Annotated in this window: 18 protein-coding genes; 1 reads left to right on the top strand and 17 read right to left on the bottom strand. The window is 66.8% G+C overall.

Features of this window, described 5'->3' with window-relative positions:
• Nucleotides 1-143 precede the first annotated feature (143 nt).
• Nucleotides 144-926, top strand: a complete 783-nt coding sequence (locus tag AC3WOH_RS15825) for an IclR family transcriptional regulator (RefSeq protein ID WP_492230233.1) — start codon at nucleotides 144-146, stop codon at nucleotides 924-926.
• On the opposite strand, the gene AC3WOH_RS15820 is transcribed toward AC3WOH_RS15825, so the two are convergent.
• The 17 genes from AC3WOH_RS15820 to AC3WOH_RS15740 all read right to left on the bottom strand — a co-directional run bounded on the left by AC3WOH_RS15820 (nucleotide 923) and on the right by AC3WOH_RS15740 (nucleotide 18,257).
• Nucleotides 923-1,501, bottom strand: coding sequence for a methylated-DNA--[protein]-cysteine S-methyltransferase (locus AC3WOH_RS15820; protein WP_492230232.1), 579 nt, complete (start codon nucleotides 1,499-1,501; stop codon nucleotides 923-925). The genes AC3WOH_RS15825 and AC3WOH_RS15820 overlap by 4 nt on opposite strands.
• Nucleotides 1,491-2,396 carry an SDR family oxidoreductase gene (locus AC3WOH_RS15815; protein ID WP_492230231.1) on the bottom strand — a complete coding sequence of 302 codons (906 nt, stop codon included), beginning with the start codon at nucleotides 2,394-2,396 and terminating at the stop codon, nucleotides 1,491-1,493. The genes AC3WOH_RS15820 and AC3WOH_RS15815 overlap by 11 nt, the downstream gene beginning before the upstream one ends.
• The gene (locus AC3WOH_RS15810) at nucleotides 2,393-3,337 is read right to left on the bottom strand and encodes a glutathione S-transferase family protein (protein WP_492230230.1); all 945 of its coding nucleotides are present in this window, start codon (nucleotides 3,335-3,337) and stop codon (nucleotides 2,393-2,395) included. Before AC3WOH_RS15810 ends, AC3WOH_RS15815 begins: the two co-directional genes overlap by 4 nt.
• Nucleotides 3,338-3,371: 34 nt before the next feature.
• Nucleotides 3,372-5,057: an isovaleryl-CoA dehydrogenase gene (locus tag AC3WOH_RS15805; RefSeq protein ID WP_492230229.1), complete on the bottom strand. Its 1,686-nt coding sequence runs from the start codon at nucleotides 5,055-5,057 to the stop codon at nucleotides 3,372-3,374.
• Complete coding sequence (locus AC3WOH_RS15800) at nucleotides 5,054-5,518, bottom strand: GNAT family N-acetyltransferase (RefSeq protein ID WP_492230228.1); 465 nt, start codon at nucleotides 5,516-5,518, stop codon at nucleotides 5,054-5,056. Before AC3WOH_RS15800 ends, AC3WOH_RS15805 begins: the two co-directional genes overlap by 4 nt.
• 16 nt (nucleotides 5,519-5,534) lie before the next feature.
• Complete coding sequence (locus tag AC3WOH_RS15795; protein ID WP_492230227.1) at nucleotides 5,535-6,551, bottom strand: NADP-dependent oxidoreductase; 1,017 nt, start codon at nucleotides 6,549-6,551, stop codon at nucleotides 5,535-5,537.
• 61 nt (nucleotides 6,552-6,612) lie between these two features.
• Nucleotides 6,613-7,041: a PaaI family thioesterase gene (locus AC3WOH_RS15790; RefSeq protein ID WP_492230226.1), complete on the bottom strand. Its 429-nt coding sequence runs from the start codon at nucleotides 7,039-7,041 to the stop codon at nucleotides 6,613-6,615.
• A 102-nt stretch (nucleotides 7,042-7,143) separates the two neighbouring features.
• Nucleotides 7,144-7,938: an SDR family oxidoreductase gene (locus AC3WOH_RS15785; RefSeq protein WP_492230225.1), complete on the bottom strand. Its 795-nt coding sequence runs from the start codon at nucleotides 7,936-7,938 to the stop codon at nucleotides 7,144-7,146.
• Nucleotides 7,939-8,062: 124 nt separating this feature from the next.
• Nucleotides 8,063-8,266: a hypothetical protein gene (locus AC3WOH_RS15780; RefSeq protein WP_492230224.1), complete on the bottom strand. Its 204-nt coding sequence runs from the start codon at nucleotides 8,264-8,266 to the stop codon at nucleotides 8,063-8,065.
• Nucleotides 8,266-10,128: an acyl-CoA dehydrogenase family protein gene (locus AC3WOH_RS15775; protein WP_492230223.1), complete on the bottom strand. Its 1,863-nt coding sequence runs from the start codon at nucleotides 10,126-10,128 to the stop codon at nucleotides 8,266-8,268. Before AC3WOH_RS15775 ends, AC3WOH_RS15780 begins: the two co-directional genes overlap by 1 nt.
• A gap of 100 nt (nucleotides 10,129-10,228) precedes the next feature.
• A complete protein-coding gene (locus tag AC3WOH_RS15770) occupies nucleotides 10,229-10,708 on the bottom strand; it encodes a hypothetical protein (protein WP_492230222.1) in 480 nt (159 codons plus the stop codon).
• A gap of 175 nt (nucleotides 10,709-10,883) precedes the next feature.
• Nucleotides 10,884-12,059: an acetyl-CoA C-acyltransferase gene (locus tag AC3WOH_RS15765; protein WP_184862791.1), complete on the bottom strand. Its 1,176-nt coding sequence runs from the start codon at nucleotides 12,057-12,059 to the stop codon at nucleotides 10,884-10,886.
• A 96-nt stretch (nucleotides 12,060-12,155) separates the two neighbouring features.
• Nucleotides 12,156-14,255: a 3-hydroxyacyl-CoA dehydrogenase NAD-binding domain-containing protein gene (locus tag AC3WOH_RS15760; protein ID WP_492230221.1), complete on the bottom strand. Its 2,100-nt coding sequence runs from the start codon at nucleotides 14,253-14,255 to the stop codon at nucleotides 12,156-12,158.
• 189 nt (nucleotides 14,256-14,444) lie between these two features.
• Nucleotides 14,445-15,140, bottom strand: a complete 696-nt coding sequence (locus AC3WOH_RS15755) for an ABC transporter ATP-binding protein (protein WP_492230220.1) — start codon at nucleotides 15,138-15,140, stop codon at nucleotides 14,445-14,447.
• Between the two features lie 3 nt (nucleotides 15,141-15,143).
• Nucleotides 15,144-15,929 carry an ABC transporter ATP-binding protein gene (locus AC3WOH_RS15750; RefSeq protein WP_184862884.1) on the bottom strand — a complete coding sequence of 262 codons (786 nt, stop codon included), beginning with the start codon at nucleotides 15,927-15,929 and terminating at the stop codon, nucleotides 15,144-15,146.
• A gap of 11 nt (nucleotides 15,930-15,940) precedes the next feature.
• Nucleotides 15,941-17,299, bottom strand: a complete 1,359-nt coding sequence (locus AC3WOH_RS15745) for a branched-chain amino acid ABC transporter permease (protein WP_492230219.1) — start codon at nucleotides 17,297-17,299, stop codon at nucleotides 15,941-15,943.
• A gap of 4 nt (nucleotides 17,300-17,303) precedes the next feature.
• On the bottom strand, nucleotides 17,304-18,257 hold the full coding sequence (locus tag AC3WOH_RS15740) for a branched-chain amino acid ABC transporter permease (protein ID WP_492230218.1): 954 nt from the start codon (nucleotides 18,255-18,257) through the stop codon (nucleotides 17,304-17,306).
• Between the last annotated feature and the right edge of the window lie 52 nt (nucleotides 18,258-18,309).

Raw genomic sequence — 18,309 nt, 5'->3', positions numbered from 1 at the left:
CAAAAGTCGGACCAGGGACATGCATCCGGAACGCCGGTTGCGCCATGGGAGGGGATCGTATTAAGAAAGTGGAAACTCTTTCCATAGTAGAAACCCTTTAACAATTTTTGGTACATTGCCGGAAAAGACAGAAAGAACCCGTCATGAGCAGCATCCTCGAACGCAGCTTCAAAGTGCTGGAGCACCTGGCCCCGCACCCCGAGGGCAAGGCCTTGTCGAGCCTGGCCAGCGAACTGGACATGCCGCTGAGCGCCACGCACCGCCTGCTGGCCGAGCTGGTGCGCTGCGGCTATGTGCGCCAGGACCACAGCCAGGGCAACTACATGCTCACCATCAAGCTGGTGTCGCTGGGCCTGTCACACCTGAGCGCCACGGGCGTGGTGGACATCGCCCAGCCCCTGCTGGACCGGCTCGCCGTCGAGTCGGGTGAACTGGTGCGGCTGGCCGTGGTGGACGGGGACGAACTGACCTTCGTGGCCAAGGCCCAGGGCGCCGTGCGCGGCCTGCGCTACGACCCGGACATGGGCCTGTCGGTGAATCTCTCGTGCAGTTCGGCCGGCCATGCCTGGCTGTCCACCATGAGCGACGAGGATGCCCTGGCCCTGGTGGCACGCCAGGGCTTCGGCAAGCCCGAGGACTACGGCCCCAACGCCCCCACCACGGTCAAGGAACTGCTGGCCTACCTGCGCACAGCACGCCAACAGGGCTTCAGCACCATCGTCGAGGTGTTCGCGCCGGCCATGACGGCCATGGCCGCACCCATCCGCCGGGGCAACGGCACGGTGCTGGGGGTGGTGACGATCGCCGGCCCGCTGGTGCGCCTGACGCCCGAGCGCATGCAGGCGCTGGGCCCGGCCCTGCTCAACACCACGCACGACCTCGCGATGGCGAGCGGTGGATCCGCCCTGCTCAAGAAGCGCGGTTAGTCTTTCGGCGCAAACAGCGCCAGCGTGTCGTGGGCGAACGCGCCCTCGATCTCCAGCATGCGCATCTTGGTGGCCGCGCCGCCGCCGGCCGAGAAGCCGCCCGTCTTGCCGCCTGCGGCCAGGATGCGGTGGCAGGGCACCACGGGTGCAAACGGGTTGTGGCCCAGCGCCTGGCCCACGGCCCGTGCGGCACCGGGCTCGCCCAGCGCGGCGGCCATCTCGCCATAGGTCATGGTCTTGCCGGGCGGTATGCGCCGGGCCAGCTCGTACACGCGGGCATTGAAGGGCGGCACGCCCTCGGTGGCCAGCGGCAGGTCGAGCAGGTCGTCGTGTGCGCCCGCCAGCAGGGCCACCACGCGGGACGCCCAGGCGGCCACTTCGGGCGGCATGGGCGACTCGGGCGCGCCCGGAAAGCGCCGCTGCATGCGCGCGCGGGTGTGCTCCTCGCCCGCATCCTCGGGCAATTGCACACCCGTCAGCACAAGGCCATCCCAAGCCAGGCCGCAGTGTCCCACCGCCGTGGCGAACAGCGCAAAGCCCTGGGCGGCCGCCGGCCCGCGCTTTTCAGTCTGCACGCAGGGCGGCCTTGAGCTGGGCGCCGATCTCGGGCTTGCCCGCGAACGGATCGGTGGGGTTGCGCATGAGCATGATGTCTTCCATGCGCGTCTGCACCGAGGCAATCGCCTTGGGGTGGCTGTAGATGTAGAACTGGCGCTCGGCGGCAGCGTCGAACACCTTCTGCGCCACCTCGGCAGCGGTCACCTTGCCGCTGCCCACGGCCTTGTCGGTCATGGCCTGGCCGATGAGCTGGCTGCGCGTGGGCTTGTCGGCGGAGAGTTCGCCGGGCCGGTTGCGGTGGCTCTGGCTGATGCCCGTGGGCACGAAGAAGGGGCACAGCACGCTGGCGCTGACCTGGTCGGTCACCAGGGCCAGGTCCTGGTACAGGGTTTCCGACAGGCTGACCACCGCATGCTTGCTCACGTTGTAGACGCCCATGTTGGGCGCATCGACCAGGCCGGCCATGCTGGCCGTGTTGACGATGTGGCCGCGCCAGGCCGGGTCCTTCTTGGCGGCAGCCAGCATCATGGGCGTGAACAGGCGCACGCCGTGGATGACGCCCCAGAGGTTCACGCCCAGCACCCACTCCCAGTCCTTGACGGTGTTCTCCCAGACCAGGCCACCCGCGCCCACGCCGGCGTTGTTGAACACCAGGTGCGGCGCGCCGAAGCGCTGCTCCACGTCCACCGCCAGCTGCTCCATCTGCGCGGCGTTCGACACGTCCACCTTGCGCGCCAGCACCGGTACGCCCGCGGCCTGCGCCTCGGCAGCGGCCGCATCCAGTGCGTTCTGCTGCACATCGACCAGCACCAGGTTCATACCCAGCCGGGCGCCGATGCGCGCGCATTCGAGGCCGAAGCCCGAGCCCGCGCCGGTGAGAACGGCCGTCTTGCCCTTGAAATCGTCGATCATTGGGTGGCCTCGGCCTTTCGCAGTATGTAGCCAATGCGGGGGAAGTGCACATGCACCGTGCCCGCACGCGGGTCGGTGCGGCGCAGGGTGTAGCGCGTGCGCGTGGCGGCGATGAGCTCGCCCTCCGTGGGTTCGGTGCCGAAGCTCTCGGCGGCAATGGTCACCTGGCTGCCCAGGGAAATGCCATGCTCGTCCTGGAACACATCGTCGGCCAGCGGCAGCGGGTCCAGCCCCGCGGCCACGGTGATCGCATCCTCTGCGCCCAGCTTTTCCATGCGGCCATGGCCGAGCGCGGCCACGCGGTCCATCCACTCCAGCACGGCCGGCGTGGCGTTGAAGATGTCGGCCATCACGGGCACGCACTGGCGCGTGAACCACAGCGGGTGGTAGGCCGCGAAGTCGGCCAGGCAGGGCTCGGCGCCGAACAGAAAGTCATGCTCCTCGGCCATGTGCGCGATGCGGCGCAGGTAGGAGCGGTAGGCTGCCGCCGCGTCGGCCGGGCGCAGGCGCTGCATGCCGGCACTCATCTCGCGGCGGTCTTCGCCAAAGGCCTGGGCCGCTGCAGGCGGCAGGTGGGCGAAGAGGGCCGATGCGCCCTTGGGCTGCAGGTTGTAGGCCATGGCGGCCCAGAACAGCGTGGTATCGGCCCACTGCGCGAACACGCGCGCCACACCCTTCAAGTGCGGCGGGTAGAGCACGGGCTCGGGCTGCACATGCTCGAGCACATCGGCGATCAGGGCCGAATCGCAGTAGATGTCCGCGCCCACCTGCAGGAACGGCGTCTTGCGGTAGCCGCCCGTGAGCGCCACTACATCGGGCTTGGGCGCGATGCTGGGGATGATCACGGACTTCCAGGCCAGTTGCTTGTAGCCCAGCGCCAGCCGGATCTTTTCCGAGAACGGGGACGAGGGGTAGTGGTGCAGGATCAGGGGGGTGGTCATCGGGGATCTCCGGTTTCTTGTGGGGTCGCGTGGCTCAGGCGGGCAGCGCGCGGTCCAGCAGCGCGTCGAAGTCCACACCGGCACCCAGCGTGCCGAAACTGTAGCCCCAGTCGCCGCTCAGGCGCGACTCGCAGAAGGCACCGAACACGCTGGCCGGCGCACTTTGGTACAGCAGCGCGGCCTGCACGGCCAGGGCCACATCCTGCGCCAGGCGCCGGGCCTCGGTCTCGGTGGTCATGGCGTCCACACGCAGTGGCAGGGCACTGGCCAGGCGGTCCAGCGCCGGGTGGGCGCCGCGTGCCGGTGCCAGTTCGTCGGCCAGCGCGGCCGCCGTGTCGGCGCGGCGCACGGCGCGCAGCAGGTCCAGCGCCATGATGTTGCCCGCGCCTTCCCAGATGGAGTTGAGCGGCATCTCGCGGTAGATGCGGGCCATAGTGCCTTCGCCGCCCTCTTCCACATAGCCGTTGCCGCCCAGGCATTCCATGGCCTCCTGCGCAAACACGCTGCCGCGCTTGCAGACCCAGAACTTGGCCACGGGCGTGAGCAGGCGGGCCATGACGGCGTCGTGGGGATTGCTGTCCTTGTGGTCGAAGGCGCTGGCCAGGCGGATGGACAGGGCCGTGGCGGCCTCGCTCTCCAGCGCCAGGTCGGCCAGCACATTGCGCATCAGCGGCTGGTCGATGAGCTTCTTGCCAAAGGCCATGCGCTGGCGCGTGTGCTGCAGCGCCAGCGACAGCGCCTGGCGCATGAGGCCGCTGGTGCCCAGGGCGCAATCGAGCCGTGTCATGGTGCCCATCTCCAGGATCTGGGCCACGCCGCGGCCCTCTTCGCCCACGCGCCAGGCCAGGGCGTCGGTGAATTCGACCTCGGAGCTGGCGTTGGCATGGTTGCCCAGCTTGTCCTTGAGGCGCTGGACGCGGATGGCGTTCAGGGTACCGCCCTCACCTTCTCCCGGCAGCACGCGCGGCAGGAAGAAGCAGGTGAGCCCGCCCGGCGCCTGGGCCAGCACCAGGAAGGCATCGCACATGGGCGCCGAGAAAAACCACTTGTGGCCCGTGAGCCGGTAGCGAGCGCCCCAGGCATCGCTGCCATCGGCGACTGCTTGCGTGGTGTTGGCGCGCACGTCGGAGCCGCCCTGCTTCTCGGTCATGCCCATGCCCATGGTGAGCGCGGACTTCTCGGAGAACAGCGCCAGGCGCGGGTCGTAGCGGGTGCTGGCCAAGCCGGCGCTCCAGTCGGTCCACAGCGCCGCATTGCCGCGCAGCGCCGGAGTCACGGCGTAGCTCATGGAAACGGGGCACAGCACCGAGGGCTCGGTCTCGGTGAACAGCATAAAGCCGGCCGCGCGCTCCAGGTGCGCATGCGCAGCACCGGCATCCGTGCGCGACCAGGGCGTGGCATGCAGGCCATGGCGCAGCGCGGCGCCGATGAGCGCGTGGTAGCTCGGGTGGAACTCCACCGCATCGGTGCGGCGGCCCACGCGGTCGTGCGTGTGCAGCACCGGTTTGTGGATGTTGGCCAGGCGCGCGTGCTCCAGCATCTGTGCCGAACCCATCTCGGCGCCCAGGGCCGTGAGGCCGCTCTTGTCCAGGCCGGGCGCATGCAGGGCCACGGCATCCTGCAGCGGCCGGTTGGGGGTGAACAGGTTCACATCCACGGGCGGCACGCTCTGGTTGAAGACGGTGTGTGTGGCGGAGACGGTCGCGGACAAAGCGGTCATGAGGGGGAACTCCACAGCATTTCGATATGGGGAATGTCGTCCTCGAGGTACTCGTCCGACACCGCCACGAAACCCAGGCTGCCATAAAAGCGCTGCAGGTGCGCCTGGGCGCTGATGCGCACGCTGCGGCCCGGCCACACCTGGCGGCAGCGTGCCAGGCCCTCCTGCATCAAGAGGCGCCCCGCGCCGCCGCCGCGCGCTTCCTTGGCAGTCACCACGCGGCCGATGGAGGGCTCGGGGTAGTTCACACCCGGGTCCACCACGCGCAGGCAGGCCTGCAGCGCACCGGCACCATCGTAGCCCAGCAGGTGCCAGGATTGCTTGTCGGCCCCGTCCGGGTCCTGGTAGGGTCCCTGCTCCAGGATGAAGACCTTGCAGCGCAGGGCCAGGGCATCGTGCAGGGAATGCACGCCAAGGTCATCGAAACGGGCCCAGGTCCAGTGCAGGTTGGTCAACGCCATGTGCGCTTGCGCTCCTTCAGATCAATTTGACGAGTTGCTTGCCGAAGTTCTTGCCCTTGAGCAGGCCCAGGAAGGCCTCGGGTGCGGCGGCGATGCCCTCTGCGATGGTCTCGCGCGGGCGCAGCTTGCCGGTGCCCACCAGGGTACCCAGTTCCTTCAGGGCATCGGGCCAGACTTCCATGTGCTCGCTGACGATGAAACCTTCGATCTTCATGCGGTTGATGAGCATCAGCGCAGGGTTGGCCATGGGCAGGGGCTGGCCATCGTAGCCGGCGATCATGCCGCACAGGGCCACGCGGCTGAAGGCGTTCATGCGCAGCATCACGGCGTCCATGATCCAGCCGCCCACGTTCTCGAAGTAGCCGTCGATACCGTTCGGGCAGGCTTCCTTCAGGGCCTTGGACATAGCCTTCACATCGCTGTGTTCCTTGTAGTCGATGCAGGCGTCGAAGCCCAGTTCCTCGACCGCATAGCGGCACTTGTCGGCCCCGCCGGCAATGCCCACGGCACGGCAGCCGCGCGCCTTGGCCAGGGCCGCGAAGGCGCTGCCCACGGCACCCGTGGCGGCGCTCACCACCACGGTGTCGCCCTCCTTGGGGGCGATGATCTTGACCAGGCCGTACCATGCCGTCACGCCGGGCATGCCGACAGCGCCCAGGTAGTGCGACAGCGGCACGTGGGCGGTGTCCACCTTGCGCAGCGCGCCCGGGGCATTGGCGTCGACCACGCTGTACTCCTGCCAGCCGCCCATGCCCACGACCTTGTCGCCGACGGCATACTTGGGGTTCTTGCTCTCGGCCACCTCGCCCACGGTGCCGCCGATCATGACCTCGCCCAGGGCCTGCGATGCCGCGTAGCTCTTGCTTTCGTTCATGCGGCCGCGCATGTAGGGGTCCAGGCTCAGGTAGTGGTGGCGCACCAGCACCTGGCCGTCCTGCAGGGCGGGCGTGTCGCTGGCCACCAGCTTGAAGTTGCCGGCCACGGCCTCGCCCTGTGGGCGGTTGTCGAGCACGATCTGTTGGTTGCGGGCCATGGGGAACTCCTTGGAAAACAATGGGTGGTGGTGGGGAGGCGCATGGCCTCCCATAAAAAACTCAGTCGCTGGAGATCGACTTCAGCGGCTGGCCGGTGGCCGGATCGACCGCACGGCGCACGTATTTGAAGGTGCCCGTGGCATGGCTGCACAGGCGGCCCTGGGCGTCATACACCGAGGCCTCGGTAAAGGCCATCGAGGCCGTGCGGTGCAGCAGCCGGCCCTTGGCCACCAGCGGGCCGCGCGCGGCCTGCATGAAGCTGGTCTTCATCTCGATGGTGACCACGCCGTGGTCCGGCGTCTCGCTGCGCGCCGCCGTGGCCATGGTCACGTCCAGCAAGGTCATGGTGGCGCCGCCGTGCGTGACCTCGAAGGAATTGAGGTGCTCGGCCGCTGCCTCGTAATGCAGCTCCGACTCGCCCTGCTCCATGCGGTGCAGCGTGAAGCCCAGGTGGCTGACGAAAGGAATGGGAACACCGAAATTCAGCACAGGCAACTCCAGAACTCAAAGGGAAAGACTGCAAGCATAGACCCTGCCGCCGCCCCTGAATGGCAGGCCCGCGCGCCATGGGCGCGCAGGCCTTGAACGGTCTCAGCCGCCCGTGACGATGCTGACGCCGCCGTCCACCGCCAGCCACTGGCCGGTGATGTGCTTGCCGGCGTCCGACGCATACAGCGCGCACAGGCCCTTGAGGTCTTCGTCGTCGCCCAGGCGGCCCAGCGGGGCGTGGGCGGCCAGGGCTTCTTCGCCCATGGCCTTCAAGGTGCCCACCGTCATCTTGCTCGGGAAGAAGCCCGGGCAGATGGCGTTCACGCGGATGCCATATTGGCCCCATTCGGCGGCCAGCGCACGCGTGAAGTTGATCACCGCACCCTTGGAGGTGTTGTAGGCAATGGTGTTCATGCCCTTGGGGTTGCCGCCCAGGCCGGCGATGGAGGCCACGTTGATGATGCTGCCGCTGCGCCGGCCGATCATGCTGTGCTTGGCGATGTGCTGCGACAGGATGAAGTAGCCGCGCACATTGAGGTTCATGACCTTGTCCCAGGCTTCCACGGGGTGGTCTTCGGCCGGGGCGCCCCAGGCGGCGCCGGCGTTGTTGAGCAGGATGTCCACGTGGCCCAGGCGCGCCAGGGTCTCGTCGGCCAGGCGGCGGATATCGGTTTCATTGGAGCAGTCGGCTGCGATCCACTGGGCGTCGATGCCGGCGGCCTTGAGTTCGGCGGCGGCCTCTTCCAGGTCGGACGCCTTGCGCGAGCTCAGCAGCACCTTGGCGCCGGCTTCGCCCAGGGCCTGTGCCAGCTGCAGGCCCAGGCCGCGCGAGCCTCCGGTCACGAGGGCCGTCTTGCCGGTCAGATCGAACAGTTGTTGGATGGTGCGGGTGGTCATGTCGTCGTCTCCTTGGTTTGTCGTCGTTGGTGGTGCAGGACCTGCGGGCCCTGCACGCAGAAATGGAAGGATGGCACAGGTATTGTGCGGCGCAACCAAGGTGCGCCATGTCGCCTGTGCGATTTCAGGGGGTCGTCTTCAGGCGCGAGCGCACGCCAATCAGCACCACGCCCACGGCCACCAGCACGCCCCCGGCGGCGCACATCGCCCAGCCCAGTTCCTCGTCGGCACCTGCCGTGGCCAGGCCCAGCACCAGCGTGAGCAGGCCCCCGTAGATCAGCGCCCAGATGAGCTGGTGCATGCGCTCCAGGGTCTGCGCTGCGGGCATCAGAACGCCTCTTCGGGGAAGGTGGCGCAGGTCGGATCGCGGCTGCTCACGACCTGCAGCCAGGCGCCGATCTTGGGCAGTTCGTAGTGGAAGAAGAAGCGCATGGCCCCCATTCTGCCCACGCTGGCCGTCTGGGCCTGCGCGGGGTCGGCCTGCAGCGTGGCCAGGGCCACGTCCAGCCAGACCCAGGCCAGCACCGTGTGGCCGAAGGCCTGCATGTAGGGCACGGCATTGGCGAGTGCGTCGGTGGGCTGCCCGGTGGCCCAGGCGGCCTTGGTGGCGGCCCCCACCTGCTGCAGCGCACTGCCCAGGGCGTTGGCGTGCGCTGCGAGTGCCGGCACCTGGATGGCGCGCTCGATGGTGCCGTTGATGCGCGCCGCCAGCAACTGCAGGCCGCGACCGTTTTCCATCAGCACCTTGCGGCCCAGCAGGTCCATGGCCTGGATGCCGTGCGTGCCCTCGTGGATCATGTTCAGGCGGTTGTCGCGCCAGTACTGCTCCACCGGGAAGTCGCGCGTGTAGCCGTAGCCGCCGTGGATCTGGATGGCCAGGCTGTTGGCCTCCAGGCACCATTCGCTGGGCCAGCTCTTGGCAATGGGAGTGAGCACTTCCAGCAGCAGGCGCGCCTCGTCGGCCGCGGCGGAATCGCCCGTGGCCTGCTCGTCCACCAGGCGCGCGCAGAACAGGTTAAGTGCCAGCGCACCCTCGCCGTAAGACTTCTGCGCCAGCAGCATGCGCTTGACGTCGGCATGCTCGATGATGCGCACCTGGGGCTGGGCCACGTCCTTGACCACGGCGGCGGCCGCGGCGTCCTTGTCCTTGGGGTTTTGCACCGGGCGGCCCTGGGGGCGGTTCTTCGCGTAGTCCAGGCTCGCGTAGTAGCCCGCAAGGCCCAGCATGGTGGCGGCCATGCCGATGCCGATGCGCGCCTCGTTCATCATGTGGAACATGCAGTGCAGGCCCTTGCCGGCCTGCCCCACCAGGTAACCCACGGCACCGGCCTCACCATCGACCGGGTACTTGCCCTCGCCAAAGTTGAGCAGCGTGTTGGTCGTGCCGCGCCAGCCGAGCTTGTGGTTCAGGCCCGCCAGCGCCACATCGTTGCGCACGCCAGTCAGTTGGCCTTCGGTGTCCACCAGCTTCTTGGGCACGATGAACAGCGAGATGCCGCGGGTGCCGGGCACCAGCTTGCCATCGGGCCCGGGGATCTTGGCCAGCACCAGGTGGACGATGTTCTCGGTGAGCTCATGCTCGCCAGCCGAGATCCACATCTTGTTGCCCTTGAGCCGGTAGCGCGGGCCCAGCGGGTCGCTTTCAAAACCTGCGCCATCGGGCACGGCCCGCGTGGCCACGTCGCTCAGGCTGGAGCCGGCCTGCGGCTCCGACAGGCACATGGTGCCCGAGAAGCGGCCCGAGAATTCATTGAGCGCAAACACCTTCTGCTGCATCTCGGTACCGTGCACCATGAGCAGGTTGGCATTGCCCACCGTGAGCAGGCCCGAGCCCATGCTGATCGACGCCAGGCCGAAGAAGCTGTTGGCCGCGGCTTCCACCGTGTAGGGCAGTTGCATGCCGCCGATGTCGTAGTCCTGCGCGGCGCTGAGCATGCCCGAGGCCGCATAGGCCTTCTGCGCATCGTAGGTGCACTGGGGCAGGATGACCTTCTCGCCGTCGAACTGCGGCTCCTGCGTATCGACTGTGCGGTTGAAGGGGGCGTACTTCTCGCGCGCGATGCGCTCGCAGGTGTCGAGCACGGCGTCGAAGGTGTTGCGCGAATGGTCGGCAAAGCGCTCGCGCCCGGGCAGGTTCTGGGCGTCGAGCCACTGGTAGAGGAGGAATTCGACGGTGGGACGGTAGCTCATGTGTGAAAACCCTGGAGAAAACGCGCTCGCAGCGCGGGGTGCACCACCGGCCCACAGCACCGCCGCACGGGGCGGCGCTTGCTTGCCTGCCTGGCGGCGGCTACTTTTTGTTGGTCAGCACGATCTCGGCAAAGCACCAGTAGTCCATGTCGTCCTCGGGCTTGGGCTGGCAGTTGTTCTCGCCCAGCTGCAGGCGCCGTGCCGTGGCGGGCAGGCCAGGGAACTGGACCTTCAAGGTCTTGCGGTTGCCGGGCCGGATGGTGTCCATGCCCTCGTCGCAGGCCTTGAGGCCGGTGGAGCCCAGTTGCTTCCAGACCTTGCCGGTGTCGAGGTCCTTGACCGAGAACGACTCGGGACGGGCCGTGGCATGCGCACAGGCCTCGATGGTGTCCTTGCTGGTGTTGCGCAGCACGATGGTTGCCGTCGTGCGCTCGGGCGTGACGACGATCTCCTGCAGGATGGTGTCAGGGTCATCGGCCAGAGGCTGGTTGAGCCGGTAGCTCTGCGCCTGGGCGCTGCCCGCAGCGCCCAGGGTGGATGCGACCAAAACGGCCAGGGCTGCGCAAACCTTTGTGAACATGGAGGAATCTCTCTTGATGGAATGGTGATTGTTGTAGGCGTCTGGAACGCGCGCAGCAAAGGCTGCGTGCGGCCTGCAGGCTGGCCGCTGGAACGGCCGGCCTGCATTGTCCCAAAGCCCCGCGTGAGCAAACGTAAGCGTCGTAACGCCCGTCACCCACATCACCGGGCATCCATCAGAGCACTTCGAAGATGCCCGCTGCGCCCATGCCGCCGCCGATGCACATGGTCACCGCCACGCGCTTGGCGCCGCGGCGCTTGCCTTCGATCAGGGCGTGGCCCGTCAGGCGCTGGCCCGACACACCGTAAGGGTGACCCACGGCGATGGCGCCGCCGTTGACGTTCAGGCGGTCAGCGGGGATGCCCAGCTTGTCGCGGCAGTAGATCACCTGCACGGCAAAGGCTTCGTTCAGCTCCCACAGGTCGATGTCGTTGACCGTGAGGCCCAGCTTCTTGAGCACCTTGGGCACGGCGAACACCGGGCCGATGCCCATCTCGTCGGGCTCGCAGCCGGCCACGGCGAAGCCGAGGAAGCGGCCCAGGGGCTTCAAGCCCTTCTTGCTGGCGTACTCTTCGCTCACCACCACGCAGGCGCCGGCACCATCGGAGAACTGGCTGGCATTGCCGGCCGAGATCAGGCCGCCGGGCAGTGCCGAGCGCAGGCCGCTGATGGACTCGACCGTCGTGCCTTCGCGCGTGCCTTCGTCCTTGGACAGGGTGACCTGCTTGGTGATCAGGCCCAGGGTCTTGTCGGCCACGCCGGCCGTCACGGTGATGGGGGCGATCTCGGCGTCGAACAGGCCGGCGGCCTGGGCGGCGCAGGCCTTCTGCTGGCTGGCGGCGCCGTACTCGTCCATGGCTTCACGGCCGATGTTGTAGCGCTTGGCCACCTGCTCGGCGGTCTGCAGCATGCTCCAGTAGATCTCGGGCTTGACCTTGTCCAGCGCCAAGTCGCGCAGCATATGGATGTTCATTTCCTGCTGCACGCAGGAGATGCTTTCCACGCCGCCCGCCACGTACACATCGGCTTCGCCAGCGATGATGCGCTGGGCGGCCATGGCGATGGTCTGCAGGCCCGAGGAGCAGAAACGGTTGACCGTGACGCCCGAGGCCGTGATGGGCAGGCCGGCGGCCAGCGCGATCTGGCGCGCGATGTTGGCGCCCGTGGCGCCTTCGGGGTTGGCACAGCCCATGATGACGTCTTCGACGTCGGCGCCGTCGATGCCGGCGCGCTCGATGGCGTGCTTGACGGCATGGCCCCCCAGCGTGGCGCCATGGGTCATGTTGAGGGCACCCTTCCAGCTCTTGGCGAGCGGGGTACGGGCGGTGGATACGATCACTGCGGAGGTCATGGGAAAAATCCTTTCAGGGGTGGAACGCACCGGTGGTGGCCGCCAGGGGCGTGCGCATCATCCGGTGCGGCTTCACTGCATCAATCTGTGGTTCGCTCAGGCGAATGCCTTGCCTTCGGCGGCCAGCTTGGCCAGCAGCGGCGCGGGCTTCCAGAACTCCGCATCGTCGTTGGGGTTCTTGGCAAAGCGGTCCATGGCCTGCACCACGTTGAACAGGCCCACTTCGCTGGCGTAGTGCATGGGGCCGCCACGGTAGATGGGGAAGCCATAGCCCGTGAGGTAGACCATGTCGATGTCGCCGGACTTGCTGGCGATGCCGTCTTCCAGGATGTGCGCGCCTTCGTTGACCAGGGCGAACACCAGGCGCTGCACGATTTCCTCGTCGGAGATCTTGCGCGGCGTGATGCCCAGTTCCTTGCGGTGCTCTTCGATCATCTTGTTGACCAGCTCGCTCGGGATCGCGTCGCGCTTGCCGGCCTGGTAGTCGTACCAGCCTGCGCCGGTCTTCTGGCCAAAGCGGCCCAGCTCGCACAGCTTGTCGGCCGTGCGGCTGTACTTCATGTCGGCGCGCTCGACGGCGCGGCGCTTGCGGATCGCCCAGCCGATGTCGTTGCCGGCCAGGTCGCCCATGCGGAATGGGCCCATGGCAAAGCCGAACTTCTCGACGGCCTTGTCCACCTGCTGGGGCGTTGCGCCTTCGTCCAGCAGGAAGCCGGCCTGGCGGCTGTACTGCTCGATCATGCGGTTGCCGATGAAGCCGTCGCACACGCCGGACACGACGGAGGTCTTCTTGATCTTCTTGCCAATGGCCATCACAGTGGCCAGCACGTCCTTGCTGGTCTTGGCACCGCGCACCACTTCCAAGAGCTTCATCACGTTGGCGGGGCTGAAGAAGTGCATGCCCACCACGTCTTCGGGGCGCTTGGTGAACGCGGCGATCTTGTCCACGTCCAGCGTGGAGGTGTTGGAGGCCAGGATGGCGCCGGGCTTCATCACGGCGTCGAGCTGCTTGAACACGGACTCCTTGACGCCCAGTTCCTCGAACACGGCCTCGATCACGAGGTCGGCGTCCTTGAGGTCGGCGTAGTCGAGCGTCGTGGACAGCAGGGCCATGCGCTGCGCGTACTTGTCTTCCTTGAGCTTGCCCTTCTTGACCTGGGCTTCGTAGTTCTTCTTGATCGTGGCGATGCCGCGGTCCAGGGCTTCCTGCTTGGTCTCCAGGATCTTCACGGGGATGCCCGCGTTCAGGAAGTTCATGGAGATGCCGCCGCCCATGGTGCCGGCGCCGATCACGGCCACCGACTTGATTTCGCGCTTGGGCGTGTCGGACGGCACGTCAGGGATCTTGGAGGCTGCACGCTCGGCCATGAACAGGTGGCGCAGGGCGCGCGACTCGGGCGTCCACATCAGGTTGATGAAGATCTCACGCTCGAACAGCATGCCGTCGGCGAACTTGCGCTTGGTGGCGGCTTCGACCGCGTCCACGCACTTGGCAGGTGCGGGGTAGTTCTTGGCCATGCCCTTGACCATGTTGCGCGCGAACTGGAAGTAGGCGTCGCCTTCGGGGTGCTTGCAGGGCAGGTTGCGCACCAGCGGCAGGGGGCGCACGTCGGCCACGCTCTGGGCAAAGGCCAGGGCGTCGGCGGCCAGGGCTTCGGCCGAGGCGGCCATCTTGTCGAACAGCTTCTGGCCGGGCACGGCGCCGATCATCTCGCTCTTGACGGGCTCGCCGCTCACGATGAGGTTCAAAGCCGCTTCCACGCCGATCACGCGCGGCAGGCGCTGCGTGCCGCCAGCGCCGGGGATCAGGCCCAGCTTGACTTCGGGCAGCGCAATGGAGCAGCCGGGCGCCGCAATGCGGTAGTGGCAGCCCAGGGCCAGCTCCAGCCCGCCGCCCATGGCGACGGTGTGCATGGCGGCGACGACGGGCTTGGCCGAGTTCTCGATGGCGGCGATCACCGACAGCAGATTGGGTTCCTGCAGCGACTTGTCGGTGCCGAATTCCTTGATGTCGGCACCGCCGGAGAAGGCACCACCGGCGCCAGTGATGACGATGGAGCTGACCGCTGCATCGGCATTGGCACGGCCGAGGCCGTCCACGATGCCCTGGCGGGTGGCCAGGCCCAGTCCGTTGACGGGAGGATTGGCCAGGGTGATCACGGCAACCGAGCCGTGGACTTTGTATTCAGCGGTCATGCTGTTGTTCCTTGGAGAGTGAAAAAGAACGATCGTGCGTTTTTATTGTAGAGACTTCGCGCGGCGCTGGCGTGTCAATTTGTCCCGGTGGGGACATCGCCTTGGACCGCCCTACCGCCTCGGCGGGCAAAAAAAGAGGCGCCATGAGCATTTGTCAGGCGCCTCTCTGTCATGCGTTGGCCGGAGTCGTCAGACCTCCAGCCACTCCTTGCGGATGTAGTTGTCGGCGCGCAGGCTGTCGGGCGTGCCCTGGAAGACGATGGAGCCGTGGCCCATCACCAGCGCGCGGTCCGAGATCTTCATGGCGATGGTCAGCTTCTGCTCGATCAGCAGCACCGAGATGCCGCGCGCCTTGATGGTCTGCAGGTACTGGCCCACCAGCTCGACGATCTTGGGCGCCAGGCCCTCGGTGGGCTCGTCGATGATGATCAGGTCCGGGTCGCCCATGAGCGTGCGGCACAGCGTGAGCATCTGCTGCTCGCCGCCCGACATCACGCCCGCCTCGGTGTGCTGGCGCTCCTTGAGGCGCGGGAACATCTCGTACATGTCGTCGAACGACCAGCGGCTGCCCTTGCCGCTGCCCTTCTGGCCCAGCATCAGGTTCTGGTGCACGGTGAGGTTGGGGAACACGTCGCGGCTCTCGGGCACATAGCCCAGGCCCAGGTGGGCGATCTCGTAGGCCTTCTTGCCGCTGAGGTCCTGGCCCTTGAAGTTCACCGTGCCTTCCCAGTCCACCAGGCCCATGATGGCCTTGGCGGTGGTGGACCGGCCCGAGCCGTTGCGCCCCAGCAGCGCCACAATCTCGCCGGGCTGCACATCGAAGCTCACGCCATGCAGCACATGGCTCTTGCCGTAGTAGGCGTGGAGGTTGTCAATTTTCAGCATAAATCAGTGTCCCGCGCCCTGCTCTTCGGCCACCACGGAGCCCAGGTAGGCCTCCTGCACGCGCGCATTGGCGCGCACCTTGTCAGGCGTGTCGAAAGCGATCACCTCGCCATAGACCACCACGGCGATCTTGTCGGCCAGGCCGAACACCACGCCCATGTCGTGCTCCACGGTCAGCAGCGTGCGGCCTTCGGTCACCTCCTTGATGAGGTGGATGAAGCGCGTGGTCTCGCTCTTGCTCATGCCGGCCGTGGGTTCGTCGAGCAGGATCACGTTGGCGCCGCCGGCAATGGTGATGCCGATCTCCAGCGCGCGCTGCTCGGCGTAGGTCAGGTTCATGGCCAGCGTGTCGCGCTTCTTGTCGAGCTTGATCATCTCCATGAGCTCCTTGGCACGCTGGTTGGCATCGTGCAGGTTCGACAGGAAGCGCAGGAAGGTGTACTTGTAGCCCATGCTCCAGAGCACACCGCAGCGCAGGTTTTCGAACACGCTCAGCTTGGGGAAGATGTTCGTGATCTGGAAGCTGCGCGACAGCCCCATGCGGTTGATCTCGAAGGGGGCCAGGCCATTGATGCGCTGGCCATTGAGAATCACGTCGCCACTGGTGGGCGCAAAGCGCCCGCTGATGAGGTTGAAGAGCGTGGACTTGCCGGCGCCGTTGGGGCCGATGATGGCCACGCGCTCGCCGGGCGCCACTGCGAGATTGGCCCCGCGGATGATCTCGGTCTTGCCGAAGCTCTTGCGCAGGTCGCGCAGCTCGAGCGCGAAGGAGGATGGATTAGCTGCCATGGTATTGCCGCTCACAGCGCCTCTCCCCGCTTGATTTCATGTTCGATCTCTTCCTGGATGCGCCCCCATTGGCGCAGGAACTGGCGGCGGCACAGCTCGAACAGCGCCAGCCCGGTGGCGAACACGAAGCCCGCCCCGAACCAGGCCGACAGGCCCTTGGCATTGATCATGGCCCCCATGAACTTGAGCTCCGACCCCAGGGCCGCGTTGAGCTGCAGGTGGTAGGTCATCTCGACCATGCAGGCCGCACCCAGCACCGCCACCAGGCCCGTGCCCGCCAGGCCCAGGTAGGACACCCAGAGCTGGCGCAGCTTGCCGTACTTGGCGACGCGCAGGTTCATCATGATCAGGCTGGCGATGCCGCCGGGCGCATACATCACCATGAACAGGAACACCAGGCCCAGGTAGAGCAGCCAGGCCTTGGAGATCTCGGACAGCAGCACCGAGGCCAGCACCAGCAGCACCGCACCAATGATGGGCCCGAAGAAGAAGGTGGCCCCACCCAGGAAGGTGAACAGCAGGTAGCTGCCCGAGCGCAGCACGTTCACGCTGTCGGCGCCGGTCACGATCTCGAAGTTGATCGTGGCCAGGCCGCCGCCGATGCCGGCAAAGAAGCCCGCGATGATGAAGGCGAAGTAGCGCACGCGCTGCGTGTTGTAGCCAATGAACTCCACGCGCTCGGGGTTGTCGCGCACCGCATTCAGGATGCGCCCGAGCGGTGTGCCGGTGAAGGCGAACATGGCGGCCGTGCAGACGAAGCAGTAGGCTGCGATCAGGTAGTAAACCTGCATGCCCGAGCCGAAGTTCAGCCCGAAGAAGGGCTTGCCGTAGACGCGATCGGTGGTGATGCCGCCCTCGCCGCCGAAGAACTCGGGGAACATCAGCGCCATCGAGGCCACGAGCTCGCCGATACCGAGCGTGATCATGGCGAAGGTGGTGCCCGATTTCTTGGTCGTCACAAAGCCCAGCAGGATTGCGAAGAACATGCCGGCCAGCCCGCCCACCAGGGGAATGAGCACCAGCGGGATGGGCAGACTGCCCTTGCCCGCCAGGTTCATGGCATGGATGGCGATGAACGAGCCCAGGCCCGTGTACACCGCATGCCCAAAGCTGAGCATGCCGCCCTGCCCCAGGAGGATGTTGTAGGACAGGCAGATGATGATCAGGTAGCCGATCTGCGAGAGCATGGTCAGCGCCAGGCTGCTGCGGAACACGTGCGGCGCCACGATCAGCAGCGCGGCGAACAGCGCCCAGACGACGAAGCGGCCGACGTTCCAGGGCTTGAAGCGGTAGTGCGCAGTGCCCTGCGAGGCAGCGTGCGGGTTGGCGTGCAGTGCGGCGCCGGAGACGGTGGTGGTGGATGAGGTCATGGCATCAGTCCTCCCGCGTGCCCAGCAGGCCCTTGGGACGGAAGATCAGGATGAGCACCAGGAACAGGTACGGAAGGATGGGCGCCACCTGCGAGATGGTGAGCTTGAGCAGGGGGTAGCCGAAGGTCTGGTCGGTCACGGCCACGCCGAATGGGCGCAGCACATGGATCATCGAGTAGTCGAGCGCCACCGCGAAGGTCTGCACCACCCCGATCAACAGCGAGGCCAGGAAGGCGCCCGCCAGCGAGCCCATGCCGCCGACCACCACCACCACGAAGATGATGGAGCCGACGGAAGCCGCCATGGCCGGTTCGGTCACATAGGTGTTGCCGCCGATCACCCCGGCCAGACCGGCGAGCGCAGCACCGCCGCCAAACACCAGCATGAACACGCGCGGCACGTTGTGGCCCAGGGCCTCGACCATTTCGGGGTACTTGAGCGCCGCCTGGATCACCAGGCCGATGCGAGTGCGCGTGAGCAGCAGCCACACCGACAGCAGCATCAACAGGGCGATCAGCATCACGAAGGAACGCGACTTGGGGAACTGCGTGCCGTACAGGCTGAACAGAGGGCCTTGCAGCTGCTCGGGCAGGCCGTAGGGCACCGTGGCGCGGCCCCAGACCAGTTGCACGACTTCGAGGATCAGGTAGGACAGGCCGAAGGTCACGAGCAGCTCGGGCACGTGGCCGAACTTGTGCACGCGGCGCAGGCAGTAGCGCTCGAACGCGGCGCCCAGCGCGAACACGATGAGCGGTGCGATCACCAGCGCCGGCCAGAAGCCGATGACGCCGGAGATGCTGTAGGCGAAATAGGCCCCCAGCATGTAGAAGCTGGTGTGCGCGAAATTGAGCACACCCATCATGCTGAAGATCAGCGTGAGTCCCGAGCTCAGCATGAACAGCAGCAGCCCGTAGCTCACGCCGTTGAGCAGGGAGATCACGAAAAACTCAAGATTCATCGCAATTTTTCACAACAAGGGTAAAAAAAAGGCCCGAGCCAGGTCGGGCCTA

Source organism: Acidovorax sp. FW305-C-20-28 (genome assembly GCF_058783375.1).
Note: the sequence above shows the minus strand (reverse complement) of the source record. Positions and strands in the feature narration are given on the sequence as shown.

Excerpts from the sequence above, each read along its gene's own strand:
- AC3WOH_RS15800 (WP_492230228.1), bottom strand. The coding sequence starts at position 5,518 with ATGGCGTTGACCAACCTGCACTGGACCTGGGCCCGTTTCGATGACCTT.
- AC3WOH_RS15770 (WP_492230222.1), bottom strand. The coding sequence starts at position 10,708 with ATGTTCACAAAGGTTTGCGCAGCCCTGGCCGTTTTGGTCGCATCCACC.
- AC3WOH_RS15765 (WP_184862791.1), bottom strand. The coding sequence starts at position 12,059 with ATGACCTCCGCAGTGATCGTATCCACCGCCCGTACCCCGCTCGCCAAG.
- AC3WOH_RS15780 (WP_492230224.1), bottom strand. The coding sequence starts at position 8,266 with ATGCCCGCAGCGCAGACCCTGGAGCGCATGCACCAGCTCATCTGGGCG.
- AC3WOH_RS15745 (WP_492230219.1), bottom strand. The coding sequence starts at position 17,299 with ATGACCTCATCCACCACCACCGTCTCCGGCGCCGCACTGCACGCCAAC.
- AC3WOH_RS15805 (WP_492230229.1), bottom strand. The coding sequence starts at position 5,057 with ATGACCGCTTTGTCCGCGACCGTCTCCGCCACACACACCGTCTTCAAC.
- AC3WOH_RS15815 (WP_492230231.1), bottom strand. The coding sequence starts at position 2,396 with ATGATCGACGATTTCAAGGGCAAGACGGCCGTTCTCACCGGCGCGGGC.
- AC3WOH_RS15775 (WP_492230223.1), bottom strand. The coding sequence starts at position 10,128 with ATGAGCTACCGTCCCACCGTCGAATTCCTCCTCTACCAGTGGCTCGAC.
- AC3WOH_RS15795 (WP_492230227.1), bottom strand. The coding sequence starts at position 6,551 with ATGGCCCGCAACCAACAGATCGTGCTCGACAACCGCCCACAGGGCGAG.
- AC3WOH_RS15740 (WP_492230218.1), bottom strand. The coding sequence starts at position 18,257 with ATGAATCTTGAGTTTTTCGTGATCTCCCTGCTCAACGGCGTGAGCTAC.
- AC3WOH_RS15750 (WP_184862884.1), bottom strand. The coding sequence starts at position 15,929 with ATGGCAGCTAATCCATCCTCCTTCGCGCTCGAGCTGCGCGACCTGCGC.
- AC3WOH_RS15755 (WP_492230220.1), bottom strand. The coding sequence starts at position 15,140 with ATGCTGAAAATTGACAACCTCCACGCCTACTACGGCAAGAGCCATGTG.
- AC3WOH_RS15825 (WP_492230233.1), top strand. The coding sequence starts at position 144 with ATGAGCAGCATCCTCGAACGCAGCTTCAAAGTGCTGGAGCACCTGGCC.
- AC3WOH_RS15810 (WP_492230230.1), bottom strand. The coding sequence starts at position 3,337 with ATGACCACCCCCCTGATCCTGCACCACTACCCCTCGTCCCCGTTCTCG.
- AC3WOH_RS15760 (WP_492230221.1), bottom strand. The coding sequence starts at position 14,255 with ATGACCGCTGAATACAAAGTCCACGGCTCGGTTGCCGTGATCACCCTG.
- AC3WOH_RS15785 (WP_492230225.1), bottom strand. The coding sequence starts at position 7,938 with ATGACCACCCGCACCATCCAACAACTGTTCGATCTGACCGGCAAGACG.